A 17878-nucleotide genomic window follows, 5' to 3' on the forward strand; every position below is an offset into this window, starting at 1 on the left:
GGCTTTTTCAGGGGCGCAGAGCTTGGGCTTTCAGGCCCGCGGGGGCTGAGGCTTTCAGGGGTGCGGGGAACCGCGCGAGAAGCCCCACCGGACCCGCACCCGACAACGCGCCCCCCGGCCCCTCCTACAGGCCGAGGCCGGTCAGAAGCGCCGGGACGTCCACGGACGTCAACGGCGCCAGAGGCGCCCCCGACTCCGAACCGTCCGCGTTCCCGTCGTCGCCCACCGACATGATCGAACCGCCCTGCGCCGCCTCGGCCTCCGGCGTGGCGTACGGCGACGGTGCGTCGGACTTCTTCGATTCCGGGACCGGGGAGGCGTCCGTGTCCGGCTCCTCGGAGACCGGCTCGGTCTTGGGCGTGGGTGCCTCGGAGCCGGAGACGGAGAGCGACTCGGGGCTGGCGGTCACCCCGTCGGTGAGCCAGCGCTGCGTGGCGGAACCGTCCCGGACCTTGACGACGATGTCCGCCCGGGGCTCGGTGGCGACGGGGGCCATGGCGAGCCCCTCGCCCCAGCGGGGCAGCAACTCGCCCTGGACGCCGAAGTCGTAGCGCACGTTGTCGGCCCGCCCGGAGTCGTCGTCCGCGCAGCTGCCGAGCACGACGACACCGGCGTCCACCTGGGAGTCCAGGCAGAGTTCGGGGTTGGCGACACTGCGCAGCAGCCCGTCCTCCTCGTAGGACCACTTCTGGGTCCAGCCCGAGTCGCACACCGCGAGTTCGGTCGAGGCGCCCTTGACCGCCTTGCCGCCCTGGATGTCGAGGCACAGGTCGGCGGCCTGGTTGCGCAGCCGGGTCTGCTGGGGGGCCGTGGGCTGCCCGGCCGAGGCCGGCGGGGTCGGCGAAGCGCTGCCGCTGGTGGCCTGGTTGCCGGTGTCCGGCGCTGTGGCGACGCCCCCGGTGGCGCTGGTCGAGGCGGTGGGGTCCGCGCCGCTGCCGTCGTCCGAGAGGAACGCGGCACCGAGGACGGCCGCAAGCAGGGCGCCGGAGGAGACGCCGACGGTGATCAGGGCCCGGGGGTTGCGCGCTCCGGAGGTGAGGCGGCGGCGCTGCGCGGGGATCTGGGAGAGCAGTCGGTGGCGTCCGCCGCCGCTCCCCGGACGTCTCGACGCGCCCTTCTGCGGCATCCTGCCGGGCCGGGAGTCGAGGTAGCGCCGGGCGCCCCAGCCGAGTACGGCTTCGGCGATGACCCCACCGAGTCCGCCCTCGAAATGGCTGAGTTGTTCGGCCGCGTAACGGCAGTAGCGGCACTCCAGCAGATGCTGCTGGACGTCCGGCAGCAGAGCGCCGCCGCGGCGAATGGGCACGTCCAGCAGCCGGTTGTAGAAGCGGCAATCCTTGGACGGCGCGAGTTCCCGGTGGGCGCGGACACAGCCCTCACGGAATTTGTCGCGAGCCTGCTCCAGGGTGGCCATCGCACTGTCGGCGTCCAGCCCCAGCAGACCGGTGGGTATGGTTATCGTTTCGGCCTCTACCTCGGTGTGCCACAGCAGGCACTGGGCGACCGCCGGGAGGGCCTGGAACGAGCGCTCGATGAGCTTGCGGTTTTCCGGCGTCATGGACTTCGCCGCCCGCATACCGCGCCCGCCGGCGGGCTTGCGCAGATCCGCCAGGGCGCCGGAGACGCCCCCTTCCGCGGACCACTCCTTGACGGTGTCGCGCGCCGCCACCAGCAGCCGCGGTCGCAGGGCCACGCCCGACTCGCCCCGCATCAGCCCGTCGAGCACCCGGTGGAAGGCGGTCGCGGTGACCATCGCGGCGACCTGCGACTGGGCGGCGAGACAGATCACCGCGTAGTCGTGGGTCGACTGCCAGTGCCGTGCCATCAGCAGGGCGACGGGATCGCCGGTGCCGCCCTCCGGCCACCCCCTCAGCCGGGCGGCGAGAGTCTCGTCGGACTCTCCGGGCACCGGGCCGGGCGCGGGCGAAAAAGTGGGGCGGGGAGGGTGGGGGGTGTGCACAGAGCGGGTTCCTTCCAAGGCAGAAGATGGCACACGGAGTTGTGACCGCCGAAAAGGGCCCTGGATTGGTGCGTACCTTTTTGGCGGGCGCCGGGAGAGCGACCGGGAACCGAGCCACACGACGACCGTCTCCCTTGAGCCTTTTGGGCCCTTGGGCTACCGGGAAAGTCAAGTGGCCTTTCCGGCCGGGCCATTGCCCTGCGCAGGAAGGTCACCCTTGCACAAGTTACTCATGGCTAACAAGGCACTCGTGCAACATCCGCATCACTAAAAGCAGGTCAGATGACCGGTACCGATGCTTCCGCTTCACAGAATGAACCCTTCCGGTTCCTATTCGCTCAAGGATTCAAGCACCCCGTGTGAACCATACGCACACCCCGGTGGTCCGCGCACGCTCCCGGCGCACCGACGGTTCGTTGTTCACTGAAGCCGGCCACCTCGGAAGGCCCCGCGCGGAACGGCGGCTCTCCCGCGCGAAACGGGCCGCCGACCTTGATCCTCCCGCCCTCGGTCGGCGGCCCCGGGGGGGGGAAGCGGCGCGCAATCCTGCCGCACCGGCTCGACGAGTCCTTCGCCCGCTCAGATCTGCCAGGACCGCAGCCGGTCCGCCGCCCCGTAGACATCGGTCTTTCCGGAGATCAGGTCACGCGCGAGATCCACGAGGGCACCGTAGGGCGGGTCGATCCCGACGCCACTGACGAACATGTAGGCCACGGCCGTCGCACAGGCGAAACGGGCGTTGGCGGCGGGCAGGGGCTTGAGCACGGCGAGGGTGTGCAGCAGCGCGGCGGCCCGCCAGGCGGGGTCGGAGTCCACACCGAGGCGCGGCGGGTCGACGCGGTGCCGGGCCACGGCGGCGACGAGCGCCGAGAAGTCGCTGACGGTGGGCTGCTCGGGCATGACCTCTTCGTGTCGCTGGAGCAGCCAGGGCACGTCGATGTGGATGACGGGGGCCATCGGTCAGACGGCCCGTCCCTCGGCCTTGGCGGCGGGTTCGTCGTCCGGGAAGGCGGCGGCGAACTCGTCGGCGTGCGCGGTGAAGAACTCCCGGAAGGCCTCCGCGCCCTCCTTCAGCGCCCGGTGCCGCACGATGTCGGCCGCGGCCGCCTCGCGCACGAGCGCCTTCATCGACGTACCGCGTTCCTTGGCCATCTGCCGCAGGTCCTCTAGCTCGCGGTCGCTGAACTCCACATTCAGAGCTGGCATGCGCCTACGGTACCGCGCGGGTACTTACCCGTAAATAACCGCAGTTCACGGGCGCTTCCGCGCGGTACCGAAGGGTGGTGCGAGGGGATCAGACCTGGTCCGCGACGAACGACGCCATGCGGGCCAGCGCCGCGTTCCAGTTGATCGTGTGTTCGTTGGTCGACCAGGACTGGATGTCGTCGATGTAGCAGAACTGGCCGACGCAACCCTGGAGTTTGCTCTGCGCGAAGGGGTCCTGGATGCCCGAGTTCGGGCCGCCCGCGAGGGTGCCGGCCGGCGGGTTGGGCTGGTCCGGGTCGAGCTGGTGGGCGTACCAGCGGCTGTGCTGGTTGCGGGCGTCGACCTCGCCGTAGCCGGTGACGTAGGAGATGTTGAGGGCGTTGCGGCCGAAGAGGTAGTCCATGCTCTGGAGCGCGCCCTCACGGTACTTGGAGGCACCGCTGATGTCGTAGGCCGTGGCGACGACGACCGCGTTGTTGAGGATCTGGTGGTTGGAGCCCCAGTCGTAGAGGTTGTTCTCGGGCGCGTACGGCATGCCGTACGGGTGGGCCTTCAGCGTGGCCAGGTAGCGGTCGGCGGCCTTGAGAACGGACTGGCGGACCTTGTCCCGGCCCGGCAGCCTGTTCGGCACGGTCGCGAGGTCGAGGCGGCCCGCGGCGGCCGTGCGGGCCCAGTCGAAGCCGATGGGTCCGAAGATGTCGGCGGTGTGCACGGGCGAGGCGAGGACGTGGTCCTGGAACGCCTTCTGACCGGTGGTGAGGTACAACTGGGCGGCCGCCCAGTAGAACTCGTCGGTGACGTTGTTGTCGGCGTAGGTGCCCCCGCCGATGCCGTCGCTCTCGGATGCGTACACGGCCGGATGCTCCAGGGCCGCCGCCCACGCCGTGCGGGCCGCCGTCAGCGCCCTGGCCGCGAAAGCGGGGTCGTAGGGGCGGTACAGGCGGGCCGCCTGTGCGGCGGTGGCCGCCAGGTTCAGGGTCGCGGCGGTGCTCGGCGGATGCAGTTCACGCTTCTGCGGGTCGTCGGCGGGCATCAGCGGCAGACCGGTCCACTGCTCGTCGTGGATCTTGTGGTGGGCCATGCCCGCGAGGGGCTTGCCCTTCGGCACCTGCATCTTGAGCAGGAAGTCCAGCTCCCAGCGGACCTCGTCCAGCAGGTCGGGCACCTTGTTGCCGCTCTCCGGGATGTCCAGCGAGCCGTCGCCGAGCTTGCCGGCCTTACCCGTACGGGCGTGCAGCGCGCGTTCGTAGGTGCTCAGCACCTCCCAGGTGGAGATACCGCCGTTGACGACGTACTTGCCGTGGTCGCCGGCGTCGTACCAACCGCCGGTGACGTCGAGCCGGTAGTCGCAGACACCCGGCTGGCAGGGCACGTCGCCGTCGCCCTGGTTGGGCGCCACGTCGACGTGGCCGGCGGCGCGGCCGTAGCCGGGGCGCAGGTCGTCGCTGATCGGGGTGCCGCTGCGCTGGGTGTAGTAGTACTTCAGCGAGTCCAGGCGCAGGCGTTCGTAGGCGGCCGGGTCGATGTCGAACGGGCGGCTGGTCTCGCCGTCGACGACCAGGGTGAAGCCGGTGCCGCGCTTGCGGTACGCGCCGAAGTCGATCGAGTGGACGCGCTGCCCGGAGGAGGCGTCGAGGCCGCGCGGGGTGCTCAGCCCGCGGGCGACCACGGCGCCCGAGGCGTTCTTCAACTGCCAGGGCAGCTTCGCGGCGGCGTCGGTCACCAGGGTGGCGTTCTTCGGTCCGGCGGGCAGATAGGCGACCTGGTTGACCCGCACCCGGGGCCCGGTGTCGGGCTCGTACACCTCCGGCGGCACCCCGCCGAGCAGCGACACGTCGTCCATGCAGAAGGTGAACGGGTCCGCGTTGCCGCCGACCTGGAAGCCCACCTGCCCCTGGGCGGTGTCGACGGGCGAGGTGAAGGTGTACGAGTAGCGGTCGCCCGAGACGTTCAGCTGCGGGCTGACCTCGAAGTAGGTGTCGTAGGGGGCCGCCGACAGGCCGACGATGGCCCGCAGGACGTTGCCCTGGGGCGTGCCGGAGGCGGAGAAGCTGAGGCGGTACGACTCGCCCTTGACCAGGGTGATGTCGTTCTGGCCGACGGCGGCGTCCCAGCGGTTGGTGGTGCCGCCGGGGATCTCGGCGCAGAGGCGGCCGTCGGTGAGGCCGGCGGTGACGTTGCCGGTCGTCCACCAGGGCGCGGTGGTGGTGTCGAAGGTGCCGTTCTTGACCTGTTCGACCTCGTCGGCCTGGGCGGGCCCGCCGGGCAGCGCGGTGAGCGCGGCCGCGAGGAGGGTCGTCAGGGCGAGCAGGGCGGTTCTGCGTCGTTTCACGTCTGGGCTCCTCGGGGGAGGTGGGGGCGCAGTCGGTGACGGGTGGCACGGGTACGGGCAAGGGCGTGGGAGCGCTCCCAGATGCGGACATCGGCCATGCTGTTAGAGACATGACAGCCCGTCAACGGTCCTGACAGGACTGGTTTTCCGTCCGGTCCGACGGACCAGTCGCGCGGGACGACACCCCGTCACCAGCCGGAGTCGTGCACCCGGGGCACGCGGCGTCGGTCCGGCGCGGACCCGGGTCGTGACGCGGAGGTGCCAATCCGGCATCAGGAGCCCCTCGCACCACTGGGCGAACACGGTTTCGGCAAATCGGGCGGAGGTGCGGTTTCCCGTCCGCTTTCCCGGCGGAGCGCATAGGCTGGAATTCGCCCGTAAGCCCGTTCGGTCCGGCGGAATGGAACACGCGACGATGAGGAGCCGCAAGGTTACGCACGGTGACACCCCTGCGTATGCCCTGGACGGTGCCGCCACCGCGCGGGCGGCCATGGACGGCGACGGCACGATCGTCGAGTGGAACGAGGGCGCCAGGCGTCTGCTGGGCTGGCACGCGACGGAGATCGTGGGCCGTCCCGCCGAGGAGCTGCTGGCCCCCGGGGGCTCCTTCCTGCCACCCCCGCCGGGCAGCCGCAGCTGGAGCGGCACGCTCGCGCTGCGTCACCGCGACGGGCGCACCGTGACGGCGTGGCTGCTCGCCCACCACCGGGGCCTGCGGAGCGCGGAGGGCGACGGCAGCTGGCTGGTTCTCTGTCCGCTGGACGATCCCGGTCCGCTGGTGCGGGACGACCCGCTCGCGGCGGCCGTGATGTTCCAGTCGCCGTGCGCCATGGCCGTCTTCGACGACCGCCTCCGGCTGCGCGGCATCAACGACGTGATGGCGGACGCCGTGGGGCTGCCCGAGGACAACCTCCGGGGTCTGCACATGTCCGAGATCCTCGGCGGCCGCCAGGGCGAGAAGCTGGAGCAGCACCTGCGCGAGGTACTGGCCCTGGGCCGCCGCAAGGACGTGCAGACCTTCCTCCGGGCGGCCGACGAGGACCGGGCCCACGCCTGGTCGGCGGCGATCGCCCCGCTCATGGACGAGTCGGGGGTACCGATCGGGGTCTGTGTCACCGGGCACGACATCACCGAGCAGTATCTGGCGCGGCAGCGGCTGCAGCTGGTCAACGAGGCCAGCATCCGCATCGGCAGCACCCTCGACGTGCGGCGGACCGCCCAGGAGCTGGCCGACGTGTGCGTCCCCGTCCTCGCCGACTTCGTCAGCGTCGACCTCATGCAGTCCCTCGACCACGGCGACGAACCGCACGAGGGCCCGCTGTCCGCGCCCTTCACGCTGCGCCGCGCCGCCCACCAGTCGGTGACCCCCGGTTGCCCCGAGGCGGTGGTCGAGGTGGGCCACACCGATGTGTACCCGGCCACCTCCCCGCAGGCGGCGTCCCTGTCCGTCGGGCACACCATCGTGGCGACGGACCCCGCCAACACCCTCTCCGATTGGCTCGCCTGGGACCCGGTGCGCAACCAGCGGGTCAAGGAGCTGGGCGTCCACACCACGATGTCGGTACCGATCCGGGCCCGCGGCACCACCCTCGGCGTGGCCGTCCTGACCCGCTTCAAGCGGCTCGACCAGTTCACCCCCGACGACGAGCTGCTGGCCGAGGAGGTGACGGCCCGCGCCGCCGTCTGCATCGACAACGCCCGCCGGTACTCCCGCGAACGCGAGACCGCCCTCGCCCTCCAGCGCAGCCTCCTCCCCCAGACCCTCCCGCGCATGCCCGCCCTGGAGGCCGCCTCCCGCTACCTGCCGGCGGCGCAGGCCGGGGTCGGCGGAGACTGGTTCGACGTCATCCCGCTGTCCGGGATGCGGGTGGCCATGGTCGTCGGCGACGTCGTCGGCCACGGCGTCCAGGCGTCCGCCACCATGGGCCGCCTGCGGACCGCCGTACGCACCCTCGCCGATGTCGACCTGGCCCCCGACGAGCTGCTCACCCACCTCGACGACCTCGTCGTACGGCTGTCCGCCGAGGCCGGCAGCGAGGGAGTCACCGGTGAGGTGGGTGCCACCTGTCTGTACGCCGTCTACGACCCGGTGACCCGGCGCTGCACCTTCGCCCGTGCCGGGCACCCGCCGCCGGTGGTGCTGGACCCGGACGGACGGCCCATGGAGGTCGAGGTGCCGTCGGGGCAGCCCCTGGGCCTCGGCGGACTGCCCTTCGAGTCCGCCGAACTCGAACTGCCCGAGGGCACGGTCATCGCCCTCTACACCGACGGCCTGATCGAGACCCGGGACCGGGACATCGACGCCGGTCAGGAGCTGCTGGCGGAGGCGCTGTCCGGCCGCAAGGGCTCGCTGGACGACATCTGCCAGGACGTCGTGCAGTCCCTGCTCCCGGCGAACGGCGCCCCCGACGACGTGGCGCTGCTGCTGGCCCGCACCCGTGTGCTCCGGGCGGAGCGGGTGGCGACCTGGTCGATACCCGCCGACCCCGCGTTCGTCGCCCGGACCCGGCAGTACGTGCTGACGCAGATGGCGCTGTGGGGCATCAGCGAGTCGGCGTTCACGGCGGAGCTGGTGGTGAGCGAGCTGGTGACCAACGCCATCCGGCACGGCGCCCCGCCCATCCAGCTGCGCCTGATCCACGACGACACCACCCTCATCTGCGAGGTGTCGGACGGCAGTGGCACCGCCCCGCATCTGCGCCGGGCCAAGACCTTCGACGAGGGGGGACGCGGTCTGCTGCTGGTGGCCCAGCTGACGCAGCGCTGGGGCAGCAGGCACACCGAGGACGGCAAGACGATCTGGGCGGACCTGGCCCTGTCGGAGGAGTGAGCACGGCCTCGGCGAGGTGAGCACGGCCTCGGCGAGTGAGGTGAGCCGCATCTCACCTCGCGGTCACATGTGTGTTCGTCGAGTGTCGCCGGGCAGCTGTAAGGTGCACCAGTCTCCGCGCCGTCGAGCGCCCTGACTCCCCCCGCCTGAGAACGCCCCGAAAGCCCTGCCGTGAACACCGCCCTCGCCGAGGTCCTGTCCGTAGTCCTGCTCGTCGTCGTCCTCGGCTGCGCGGTCGCCCGCCCCTTCGGACTGCCGGAGGCGGTCGTCGCCGTACCGGCCGCCGGGATCGCCGTGGCCGCCGGTGCCGTCTCCCTGGATCACGCCCGCGCCGAGGCCGAGCTGCTCGGCCCGGTGCTCGGGTTCCTGGCCGCCGTGCTCGTGCTGGCCAAGCTCTGCGACGACGAGGGGCTCTTCCAGGCCTGCGGGGCGTGGATGGCGCGCGCGTCGGCGGGCCGGCCCCGTCGGTTGCTGGGGTCGACGTTCGTGCTGGCCTCCGGTATCACGGCGGTGCTCAGCCTGGACGCGACGGTCGTGCTGCTGACCCCGGTGGTGTTCGCGACCGTGGCCCGGCTGGGCGCCCGCCCCAAACCGCATCTGTACGCCACCGCGCACCTGTCGAACACGGCCTCGCTGCTGCTGCCCGTGTCCAACCTCACCAACCTGCTGGCGTTCACCGCGAGCGGGCTGACCTTCACCCGGTTCGCGCTGCTGATGGCAGCGCCGTGGGCGGTGGCCGTGGCCGCCGAGTACCTGGTGTTCCGGCGGTTCTTCGCGGCCGATCTGGACGCGGCGGCACCCGCGCCCGAGGAGGCCGGCGAGGCGCCCGAGCTGCCGATGTTCGCGCTGGTCACGGTCGTGTGCACGCTCGCCGGGTTCGTGCTGACGTCCGTGCTCGGGATCGAGCCGGTGTGGGCGGCGCTGGCCGGGGCCCTGGTGCTCTCGGTCCGTGCGCTGGTCCGCCGGACCACGTCCCCGGTCGCGCTCTTCCACTCCCTGTCCCTGCCCTTCCTCGCCTTCGTGCTGGCGCTCGGGGTCGTGGTGCGCGCGGTGGTCGACAACGGGCTCGCCGACGCGCTGGGCCGGGTGATGCCGTCCGGGACCGGTCTGCTCGCCCTGCTCGGCGTCGCCGCCCTGGCCGCGGTCCTCTCCAACGTCATCAACAACCTGCCCGCGGTCCTGGTGCTGGTCCCGCTGGCCGCCCCGCTGGGCACGGGCGCCGTCCTCGCCGTGCTCCTGGGGGTCAACATCGGCCCGAACCTGACGTACGCCGGTTCCCTGGCCACCCTGCTGTGGCGGCGCATCGTCCACCAGCACGACCACGGGGTGGACCTCGGCGAGTTCACCCGCCTCGGCCTCCTCACCGTCCCGGCGGCCCTGGTGTCGTCGGTGGTGGCGCTGTGGCTGTCGCTGCTGGTCTTCGGCGGCTGAGGCGGCCCACCGCCCGCCTCGCCGGCGGCGCGTCCGGCATGAAAGCGGGGGTGACGGGGCCGTTCAGTCGCGGTCCCGGAGCCCCTGCCGGTACTCCCCCGGCGGCACCCCGTAGCGCTGCCGGAACACCCGGCTGAAGTGGAACGGGCTGCCGAACCCGGAGGCGGCCGCGACCCGTTCCACGGGGAGCTCGGTGGCCTCCAGGAGGCGGGCGGCGTGCAGCAGTCGGGCCTGGCCGAGGGCCCGCATCGGGGAGTGGCCGAGCTGCTCGGTGAACAGGTGCGCGAAGCGGGACGGGGAGAGGGAGACCCGCTCGGCGAGCGAGCGGACGGTGTGCGGGGCGCCGGGGTCGGCGGCGATCAGGTCCTGCGCCCGCCTGATCCGCGGATCCACCCCCGACCGGCGCGGCTCCGCCCTGGCGGCGGTGAGCAGCACCACCTCCTCCAGTGAGCACAGGGCGAGTTCACGGGCCGCCGTGCCGTGCGCGACGGCGACCTCGTCACGGGGTGCGAGGGCCCCGAGCGTCGTCGAGGTGCCGCTTCCCTGCAACGAATCGGCGTCGGTGCGCGGGGCGGGCGGGGCACCCTCACCGGTCCAGCGGGCGTCGGCGAGCATGCGGCGGAAGGCCGCGCCGACCCGTTCGCGGATGCCGTCGGGGGCCGAGGGCACGGCGTACACCCGGTCGGCGGTCTCGTACGGGCGCAGCCAGGCGGTCCAGGACGGGCGCGCCTGGCAGTGCACCCACCAGAACGCCCAGTGCCCGGCGCCGGGCCGGACCGTGTAGTGCTGCGGCACCCCCGGGCCGAGGACCACGAGATCCCCCGGGCAGGCCGGGACCCGTGTGCCGCCCTGCCGCAGCAGTCCTCCGCCGCCCGTGGTCCAGGTGAACAGCCAGCTGTCCGCGCCGCGCGGCCGGTGCATGGCGTAGGGCGGCCGCTGGTCGAAGCGTCCGATGATCACCTGGCCCGGCGACGGATTGACGGGCGCAGCAGTCTCGGGCAGGTCGTCAGCACGCACAGGCATCCTCCGGAAGAGCACTCGTGCCTAGCTTGGAGTACACGGACGACGCCGAGAAGGGGTGCCACGGATGACAGTCACGGACAACACGGAGTTCGAGGAGAACGGCTATGTGGTGGTGCGGGGGCTGTTCTCGCCCACCGAGATCGAGCAGTTGTGCGACAGGTTCGCGGCGCTGCGGGCCGGCGGTCCGATCCCGGGTCACTTCCAGCCGTGCCCGGTCCCGACGGACGGGCCGGCGGACCCCCTGCATGTCTACCCCCGGGTGATGCACCCGCACCGCATCGACGACATGTCGCTGCGGGTTCTCCTCGACACCCGGCTGCGGGAGATCCTGGAGGGGCTGCTCGGCGAGGAGGTGCTGGCCGCGCAGAGCATGTTCTACTTCAAGCCGCCGGGGGCCCGGGGGCAGGCGCTGCACCAGGACAACTTCTATCTGCGGGTCGAACCGGGGACCTGTGTGGCGGCGTGGATCGCCTGCGACGTGATCGACCGGGACAACGGTGGTCTGGAGGTCGTGCCGGGGACGCACCGCATGGATCTGTTCTGTCCGGAGGTGGCGGACGCGGAGGTGTCCTTCGCCCGCGAGTACGTCGCCCCGCCGCCCGGTCTGACCCCCGTGCCCGTCGACATGTCCCCGGGTGACGTCCTCTTCTTCAACGGCAGCCTGGTCCACGGCTCCCAGCCCAACCGCACCACCGACCGCTTCCGCCGTTCCTTCATCGGCCACTACGTGGGCCGCTCCGCCGAACGCATCGGCCGGTACTACGAGACGCTGACGATGAGCGGCGCCCCCGTGGCCCTCGCGGAGAGCGAGGGAGCGGGCCCGTGCGGCACGGAGTTCGAACCGGTGGGAGCCCACTGACCGGGGCCCGGGGTCCAGGGCCTGTTGCGGCCCTAGCGCAGTTCGAGCAGTCCGCGCCGGACCGCCTCGGAGACCGTGCTCGCCCGGTTCTCGGTGCCGAGCTTGCGGTAGACGCGGACCAGATGGGTCTTGACGGTGGCCTCGGTGAGGAAGAGGCGGGCGGCGATGGAGCGGTTGCTGTGACCGAGCGCGAGCAGCCGGACGACCTCGATCTCCCGGTCGCTCAAGGCCGGCCCCGGGTCGGCCAGGTGCCCGGCCAGGTGCGCGGCGGCCTCCGGGGCCAGCCCCGTGCCGCCGGACGCGGCGGCGCGCACGGCACGGAACAGTTCCTCGGGCGGTCCGGCCTTGAGGACGTAGCCGCGGGCGCCCGCCTCCATCGCCCGCACGACATCGCCCCGTGTCCCGGAGCTGGTCAGGACGACGACGCGGCTGCCGGGGGTCCCTGCGGCGATCCGCCGGGTGGCGTCGAGGCCGTCGACCCGGGTGCCGGGGGCCGTATCGTCGGTCAGCCGGAGGTCCATCAGCACCACGTCCGGGCGCAGTCGCTCGGTGAGGCGGACACCCTCCTCGCCGTCGCCGGTCTCACCGACCACGTCGAAGCCGGGTTCGCCGCTGAGCAGGGCGCGCAGTCCGGCACGTACGACCACGTGGTCGTCGACGATCAGGACGCGCAGCGGGCTGTCGCTCGGGCCGGTCACCGGCTGCCCGCCGGGCCCGCCAGGGCGAGGGTGTCCACAGGGAGGCTGGCGCGGGCCAGGGTGCCGCGGCCCGGTGCGCTGCGGACGGTGAGCGAGCCGCCGAGGGCGCCCAGCCGCTCGCGGCCGGCCGTCAGGCCGAGACCGCGGTCGCCCGGCCCGGCCGAGGCCACGGCCGCGTCGAAGCCCACGCCGTCGTCCCGTACCTCGACGGTGACGGCCCTGTCGTCGCGGTGGTCGAGGGTGACCCAGACGTGCTGGGCGCGGGCGTGTTCGCAGGCGTTGGCCAGCAGACCCTGGGCGACGCGGAGCAGGGCCGCGGCCCGGTCACGGGGCAGGTCCCCCGGTTCGCCCTCGGTGCGGAACAGCACCCGTGAGGGCGCGGCGGTGTCACGGGCGCAGAGGGTGCGCAGGGCGGTGGCGAGGTCGCCGTGCTCCAGGGCGGGCGGGGTGAGGTCGCTGATGATGGTGCGGGTCTCGGCGAGGTTGGCGCCGAGCGCGTCCACGACCGTACGGACCTGGGTCCTGGCGAGGTCGGGGCGGCGGTCCCAGTCGCGGTCGGCGGCCTGGAGGAGCATCCGGCTGCCGGCGAGTTCCTGGGCGAGCGTGTCGTGCAGGTCGCGGGCGATCCGGGCGCGCTCGGCGAGACAGCCGGCCTCGCGTTGCTGGCGCGCCAACTCGGCCCGGGTGCGCCGCAGTTCGCCGAGAAGCCGCTGCTGGGCGCGGTAGAGGGCGGCCGTGACCCAGAGCGCCACGGCCGGCGGGACGACCAATTCGGGGTGCAGGGTCCCGGAGGCGTGGACGATCAGCAGGACGAGCAGCACGGTGATCCCGACGCAGGTCGCGACCGCCGTACGGCCCGTGAACACGCGCAGGGCGAGGATCGCCAGCGGCAGTGCCAGCCAGGTGTAGGCGGTCGCGACCTGCGGGGGCATCGCCCAGGAGATCCAGCACCACAGCGTCAGCAGCGCGCCGAGCCAGATCGGCCGGCCCCGGCGCCCCAGCCGGTCCCAGAGGGCGAGCCCGGCCACGTACCCGGCCGCCAACACCATGATGAGGGGGACCAGTTCCCAGCAGAGCGCGGAGTTCAGCTCGACGAGGCTGACCACACCGCCGATGACGACGGTGAGGAACAGCAGGTCCGGCAGCCGCCTCGGCGACAGCGGACCTCGGCGTACGAAGGCGGGGGCGGCGATGGCGGGCACGGCGGGCGATTCCCTCTGCGACGGTCCGGACGGGCACGGGGCTGGCGGGGCCAGCCGAGTGTAGAGGGGTGACACGTGTGTCCGAGGTAAAGAGGAGTGAACCCGGCTGCCCGCCATGCCGGTTGGGTGGCGGGCAGGCGGACGCCGCGCCGGTTGCGCGGCGCTCCGTCGTCCGCCGTGCCCGGCGGTCCGGGTGCCGTCAGCGGCCGGGGTGCAGGCCGAGGAAGCCCGGGGTGGGGGCGCCCTGGACCTCGCCGAAGTAGAGGGCGAAGGTCTGCTTCCAGCGCTCGACCTGGGCGCGGTCCTCCATGAACCGGGGGAAGCCGTCGAGGTGCGCGTCGCGGTACTGCCAGACCGGCTTCAGTCCGCCGGCGGGCGTGATGTCCGTGCGGACGGACCAGCCGTTGAAGGAACCCTGCTGACGTTCGGTGGACAGCGCCCAGTTGAGGTACAGCTTCGCGGCGGTGGGGTTCGCCGCCTTCCGGAGGATCGCGGCGCGCTGGCCCCAGGCCATGAAGGGGTGCCCGTCGGCCACCGCGAACCGGGTCGGGGCCGTGGAGGGCGCGGTCAGCGAGCCCGACCCGCCCACGCCGATGGCCTTGCGCCCGCTGTTCACGGCCACGCCCGGGGTGTGCGAACCACGGTTGAACTGCGGCTGCTGCGCGGCGAACCGCGCGATCCAGTCCCAGCCGTAGGCCTCCTGGTAGAGGGAGAAGAGGTAGAGCACGGCGTCGTCGTCGTGCGGGTAGGACGAGGCGATGGCGTTCTTCCAGCGCGGGTCGACCAGTTCCTCGGGGGATGTGGGCGCGTTCCCGGCGACCGCGTCGACGCCGTACATGTAGCTGAAGGCGATGACCTGGACGGCCGTCCAGGCACCCTGCGGGTCGCGGAAGTCCTTGTACAGCTTGGAGAAACCGGCGGGCTTGTAGGGCAGCAGCTTGCCCTGGCTCTTCCAGCGGGTGAAGTCCTGCAGCGTCTGCAGCTGGACGACGTCGGGGACCAGGGTGCCGGTGGCGAGCTGGTTGTCCACGCGGACGTCGTGGTACTTGCTGTAGTCCACGACCATCGTCAGGTCGATGTCGGGGAAGCGGGCGCGGAACGCCTGGACCGTGAAGTCCTGCTGGGTGGCGGTGTCGCCGCCCGCGTAGATGACGAGCCTGCCGCCCTCGGCGAGCGCGTCGCGGTACAGCTCGTCGAGGGAGCGGGTCTCCTCGGAGCCCGCGACCGTACGGGAGCCGGACGCCGACGCGGTGGCGGCCTGCGCGCCGGCGGCCTGGGCGGTGCCGGTCACGACGAGGCCGCCGAGCGCGGCGCCCGCGCCGGTGGTGAGGATGCGTCGCCTGCTGAAGCTGCTGGCCATGTGGGGGAAGGTCCTTTCCGGACTGGGTCGGTGGGACGGTGCCGCCGCCGCGGCACCGTAAGTCTGTGATCGGTGGGGTCCGCCGCGCGTCGGCCGTAAGCCGCCGACCCGTTCAACCGTTCGGTTGAACGGAGCCCCACGCGTCACGCCCCGCTCGCCCCGTACCGCTCTCGCCGCGATGATCTTCCTCGGTGACATGGGCGCGTTCGCGGCGGCGCCCGCGCTGTGCCTGCGTGCCGCGCGGGCCCTCGCCGACATCGCGCGGGCCGTCGACGACCTGCTGCCGCGCTCGACGCCCGCGGCCGGCGTCGAGCTGGTACTGCGCGCCTTCGCCGTCCTCGTCACCGACGGCTACGAGCGGGCCGTGCCCCATATGCGGCGGGCCCACGAGATGCTGCGGGCCCACGAGATGCCGCGCGACCCTCGGACCTCGCACGACGACGTGCTCCGCGCGTACCTGCCCACCGTCACCCTGACGATGATGCTCTGGGACGAGGAGACCCAGCGCGCGGTCCTGCGCCGGGCCACGGACGTCGCCCGTGACACCGGCTCCCTGCTGGAGCTGGACACCGCTGGCGCGCGTCCCGGACCTCTGAGGCGGCGGTCAGCTGTGGCGAGGTGGAGGGGCTCGGCTTAGCGTCGGTCACGGGTGGCGGTCCACCCGGTCCACCCGGTCCACCCGGTCCACCGGGTGACGACTACGCGTTCCACAGGATTCGGCGCCGCGCCGCCCCGCCGGAGGATGCACGGGTCGGACACGCCCGCAGACGGGAGCACCCCATGCCGTACGTCACCGCAGCCGACGGAGCCCAGATCTTCTACAAGGACTGGGGCCAGGGCCGCCCGGTCGTGCTCAGCCACGGCTGGCCCCTGAACTCCGACAGCTGGGAGGCCCAGCAGCTCTTCCTGGCCAGGCACGGTTTCCGCGTCGTCGCGCACGACCGGCGCGGGCACGGCCGGTCCACCCAGACCTGGCACGGCAACGAGATGAACACCTACGCCGACGACCTCGCCACCCTGATCGACACTCTCGACCTGCGGGACGTCACCCTCGTCGGGTTCTCCACCGGCGGCGGCGAGGTGACCCGCTACGTGGGGCGGCACGGCACGGGCCGCGTCGCGCAGCTGGTGCTGGTCTCCGCCGTACCGCCGTTCATGCTCAGGACCGACGACAACCCCGGCGGAGTGCCCGTCGAGGTGTTCGACGCGATCCGCGCCGGGTCGCTCGCCGACCGGTCACAGCTCTACCGGGACCTCGCCGACGGTCCGTTCTTCGGGAACAACCGGCCCGGGGCCGACGTGTCGCAGGGTGTGCGGGACGGGTTCTGGCTCCAGGGCCTGCAGTCCGGACACCGCAACGCCTACGAATGTGTCGCGGCCTTCTCCGCCACCGACTTCCGCGCCGATCTGGACGCCGTCGACGTGCCCGCGCTCGTCATCCACGGCGACGACGACCAGGTCGTGCCCTTCGAGGTGGGCGGCAAGGCGTCGGCGGCCCGGATCAAGAACGCGACGCTGAAGGTCTATGCCGGGGCGCCGCACGGCATCACGGACACGCACAAGGACCAACTCGGCGCGGATCTGCTGGAGTTCCTCAACTCCTGAAGGCCCGAACTCCCGAGCACCCTGTTCACCTCGCCTCACCTTGCCTCAGTTCGCCTCAGTTCCTGGAAGAGAACGATGAGCAGTCCCGACACGATCGTCCTGATCCACGGTTCTGGGTGACGCCCCGGAGCTGGGAGCACTGGATCGCCCACTACACCCGTCGAGGTGACCGCCACCCCCGCCCGGCACGGTCCGCCGCTGTCCCGTCCGGTCGTGGGCGAGGTGACCGGCTTCGCCCTCTGCCGGCCGGGGCAGCGCCACGGCGTGCTGTGGATCTCCGGCGACACGGTCCTCTTCGACGGCGTACGGGAGGTGGGCCGCCGTCTGACCGTGGGCACCGCCCTGCTGCACCTCGGCGGCGTCGGCTGCCCCGTCCGGCCCGCTCCGCTACACGATGACCGCCGCCTCTCCCTCGTCGTCCGCCTCCAGCAGGTCCAGCGCCCGTTCCCACCGGAACTCGGCACGCCCGCCGTCCTCCCCCTCGGACTCACCGGCGTACGGGTCGCCGAACCTGACACCCATGCCGCGCAGCCGTTCCAGGCTCGCGCGGTACGCGGGGTGGGCGGCGAGGGCGTCGGCGACGCAGGGCAGCACGGCGATCGGGACGCCCAGGCCGCATGCCTCGCACAGGGTGCCGACCGCGAGGGTGTCGGCCAGTCCGGCGGCCCACTTGTTGACGGTGTTGAAGGTGGCGGGCGCGACCACCACGGCGTCCGGCGGCGGGAAGGGGCGGGCGTCGCCCGGTCGTCGCCAGGCGGAACGGATCGGGCGCCCGGTCTGCGCCTCGACGGCGGCCGTGTCGAAGAAACCGCCCATGGCGACGGGCGTCGCGATGACCCCGACCTCCCAGTCGCGCTCCTGGGCGGCGGTGACGAGTTTGCTGACCCCGGCGGCGACACCGGCCGCGCAGACGACGACGTAGAGGAAGGGCCTTTCGCCGCGGCCGGGCCCGCCTCGTCCCGACCGGTCTCCGGCAGTGTTCGCAGTCGCAGTCACCTGTCGACTCTACTGAACCCGCCTCACCCGCCGGGCGCTCTCTCGACGAACGTTCGACGTCCCGGCGATCGGCCGGAGCGGTCCGTCCCGTAGGGCGTAGGGCGAGGACGGTGGCCCCGGCGGCTCCGAGAGCCGGTTCGGCGGGCTGAGTACCGACACTGGACGGCGTACGCGGACCTGGCGGGGACCGCTCGCCGCACGCCCGGGTCGGCGTCCTCCTGCTGCCCGCGCCCATGGGCGGCTCCGCCGACGACGTCCGCAAGGGTCCGGCCGAACCGCACGGCCTGGATGAGCGAGCCCGGGCCCGTCATGGTCCTAATTCGCTTGCGGGGGCGGAGCGCCGGGCCCCAGGATCTGCGCATGTTCACCCATCACG

The 17878-nt window shown here is 72.5% G+C and carries 14 protein-coding genes; 5 read left to right on the forward strand and 9 right to left on the reverse strand.

Going from position 1 to position 17878, the window contains the following annotated elements; translation table 11 throughout:
• Window positions 1–124: 124 nt before the first annotated feature.
• From ACZ9QC_RS02760 to ACZ9QC_RS02775, 4 genes are all read right to left on the reverse strand, one after another.
• Entirely contained in the window at window positions 125–1960 is a 1836-nt protein-coding gene (locus ACZ9QC_RS02760; RefSeq protein ID WP_472918627.1) for a ricin-type beta-trefoil lectin domain protein, read from the reverse strand.
• Window positions 1961–2539: 579 nt separating this feature from the next.
• Entirely contained in the window at window positions 2540–2917 is a 378-nt protein-coding gene (locus ACZ9QC_RS02765; protein WP_467299822.1) for a toxin Doc, read from the reverse strand.
• 3 nt (window positions 2918–2920) lie between these two features.
• The gene (locus tag ACZ9QC_RS02770) at window positions 2921–3166 is read right to left on the reverse strand and encodes a hypothetical protein (protein ID WP_033528575.1); all 246 of its coding nucleotides are present in this window, start codon (window positions 3164–3166) and stop codon (window positions 2921–2923) included.
• An 88-nt stretch (window positions 3167–3254) separates the two neighbouring features.
• The gene (locus ACZ9QC_RS02775; RefSeq protein ID WP_472918628.1) at window positions 3255–5498 is read right to left on the reverse strand and encodes a glycoside hydrolase family 9 protein; all 2244 of its coding nucleotides are present in this window, start codon (window positions 5496–5498) and stop codon (window positions 3255–3257) included.
• A 415-nt stretch (window positions 5499–5913) separates the two neighbouring features.
• Between ACZ9QC_RS02775 and ACZ9QC_RS02780 the strand changes: the two genes are divergently transcribed.
• Window positions 5914–8328 (forward strand): SpoIIE family protein phosphatase, encoded by a 2415-nt coding sequence (locus tag ACZ9QC_RS02780; RefSeq protein WP_472918629.1) that lies wholly within the window; start codon window positions 5914–5916, stop codon window positions 8326–8328.
• 171 nt (window positions 8329–8499) lie between these two features.
• A complete protein-coding gene (locus ACZ9QC_RS02785; protein ID WP_472918630.1) occupies window positions 8500–9759 on the forward strand; it encodes an SLC13 family permease in 1260 nt (419 codons plus the stop codon).
• A gap of 63 nt (window positions 9760–9822) precedes the next feature.
• On the opposite strand, the gene ACZ9QC_RS02790 is transcribed toward ACZ9QC_RS02785, so the two are convergent.
• On the reverse strand, window positions 9823–10782 hold the full coding sequence (locus ACZ9QC_RS02790; RefSeq protein WP_472918631.1) for a helix-turn-helix domain-containing protein: 960 nt from the start codon (window positions 10780–10782) through the stop codon (window positions 9823–9825).
• 64 nt (window positions 10783–10846) lie between these two features.
• On the opposite strand from ACZ9QC_RS02790, the gene ACZ9QC_RS02795 reads away from it, so the two are divergent.
• Window positions 10847–11641, forward strand: coding sequence for a phytanoyl-CoA dioxygenase family protein (locus ACZ9QC_RS02795; protein ID WP_472918632.1), 795 nt, complete (start codon window positions 10847–10849; stop codon window positions 11639–11641).
• 32 nt (window positions 11642–11673) lie between these two features.
• Here the strand turns inward: ACZ9QC_RS02795 and ACZ9QC_RS02800 are convergent, their stop codons facing one another.
• The 3 genes from ACZ9QC_RS02800 to ACZ9QC_RS02810 all read right to left on the reverse strand — a co-directional run bounded on the left by ACZ9QC_RS02800 (window position 11674) and on the right by ACZ9QC_RS02810 (window position 14901).
• On the reverse strand, window positions 11674–12339 hold the full coding sequence (locus tag ACZ9QC_RS02800; RefSeq protein WP_472918633.1) for a response regulator: 666 nt from the start codon (window positions 12337–12339) through the stop codon (window positions 11674–11676).
• A complete protein-coding gene (locus ACZ9QC_RS02805; protein ID WP_472918634.1) occupies window positions 12336–13541 on the reverse strand; it encodes a sensor histidine kinase in 1206 nt (401 codons plus the stop codon). Before ACZ9QC_RS02805 ends, ACZ9QC_RS02800 begins: the two co-directional genes overlap by 4 nt.
• Window positions 13542–13740: 199 nt before the next feature.
• Window positions 13741–14901, reverse strand: a complete 1161-nt coding sequence (locus ACZ9QC_RS02810) for an ABC transporter substrate-binding protein (protein WP_472918635.1) — start codon at window positions 14899–14901, stop codon at window positions 13741–13743.
• 124 nt (window positions 14902–15025) lie between these two features.
• On the opposite strand from ACZ9QC_RS02810, the gene ACZ9QC_RS02815 reads away from it, so the two are divergent.
• The gene (locus tag ACZ9QC_RS02815) at window positions 15026–15538 is read left to right on the forward strand and encodes a hypothetical protein (protein WP_472918636.1); all 513 of its coding nucleotides are present in this window, start codon (window positions 15026–15028) and stop codon (window positions 15536–15538) included.
• A 143-nt stretch (window positions 15539–15681) separates the two neighbouring features.
• Window positions 15682–16506 (forward strand): alpha/beta fold hydrolase, encoded by an 825-nt coding sequence (locus ACZ9QC_RS02820; protein ID WP_472918637.1) that lies wholly within the window; start codon window positions 15682–15684, stop codon window positions 16504–16506.
• Between the two features lie 387 nt (window positions 16507–16893).
• On the opposite strand, the gene ACZ9QC_RS02825 is transcribed toward ACZ9QC_RS02820, so the two are convergent.
• Window positions 16894–17502, reverse strand: a complete 609-nt coding sequence (locus ACZ9QC_RS02825) for a flavoprotein (RefSeq protein WP_472918638.1) — start codon at window positions 17500–17502, stop codon at window positions 16894–16896.
• Between the last annotated feature and the right edge of the window lie 376 nt (window positions 17503–17878).

The sequence above is a fragment of the Streptomyces sp. HUAS MS02 genome (assembly GCF_055702265.1).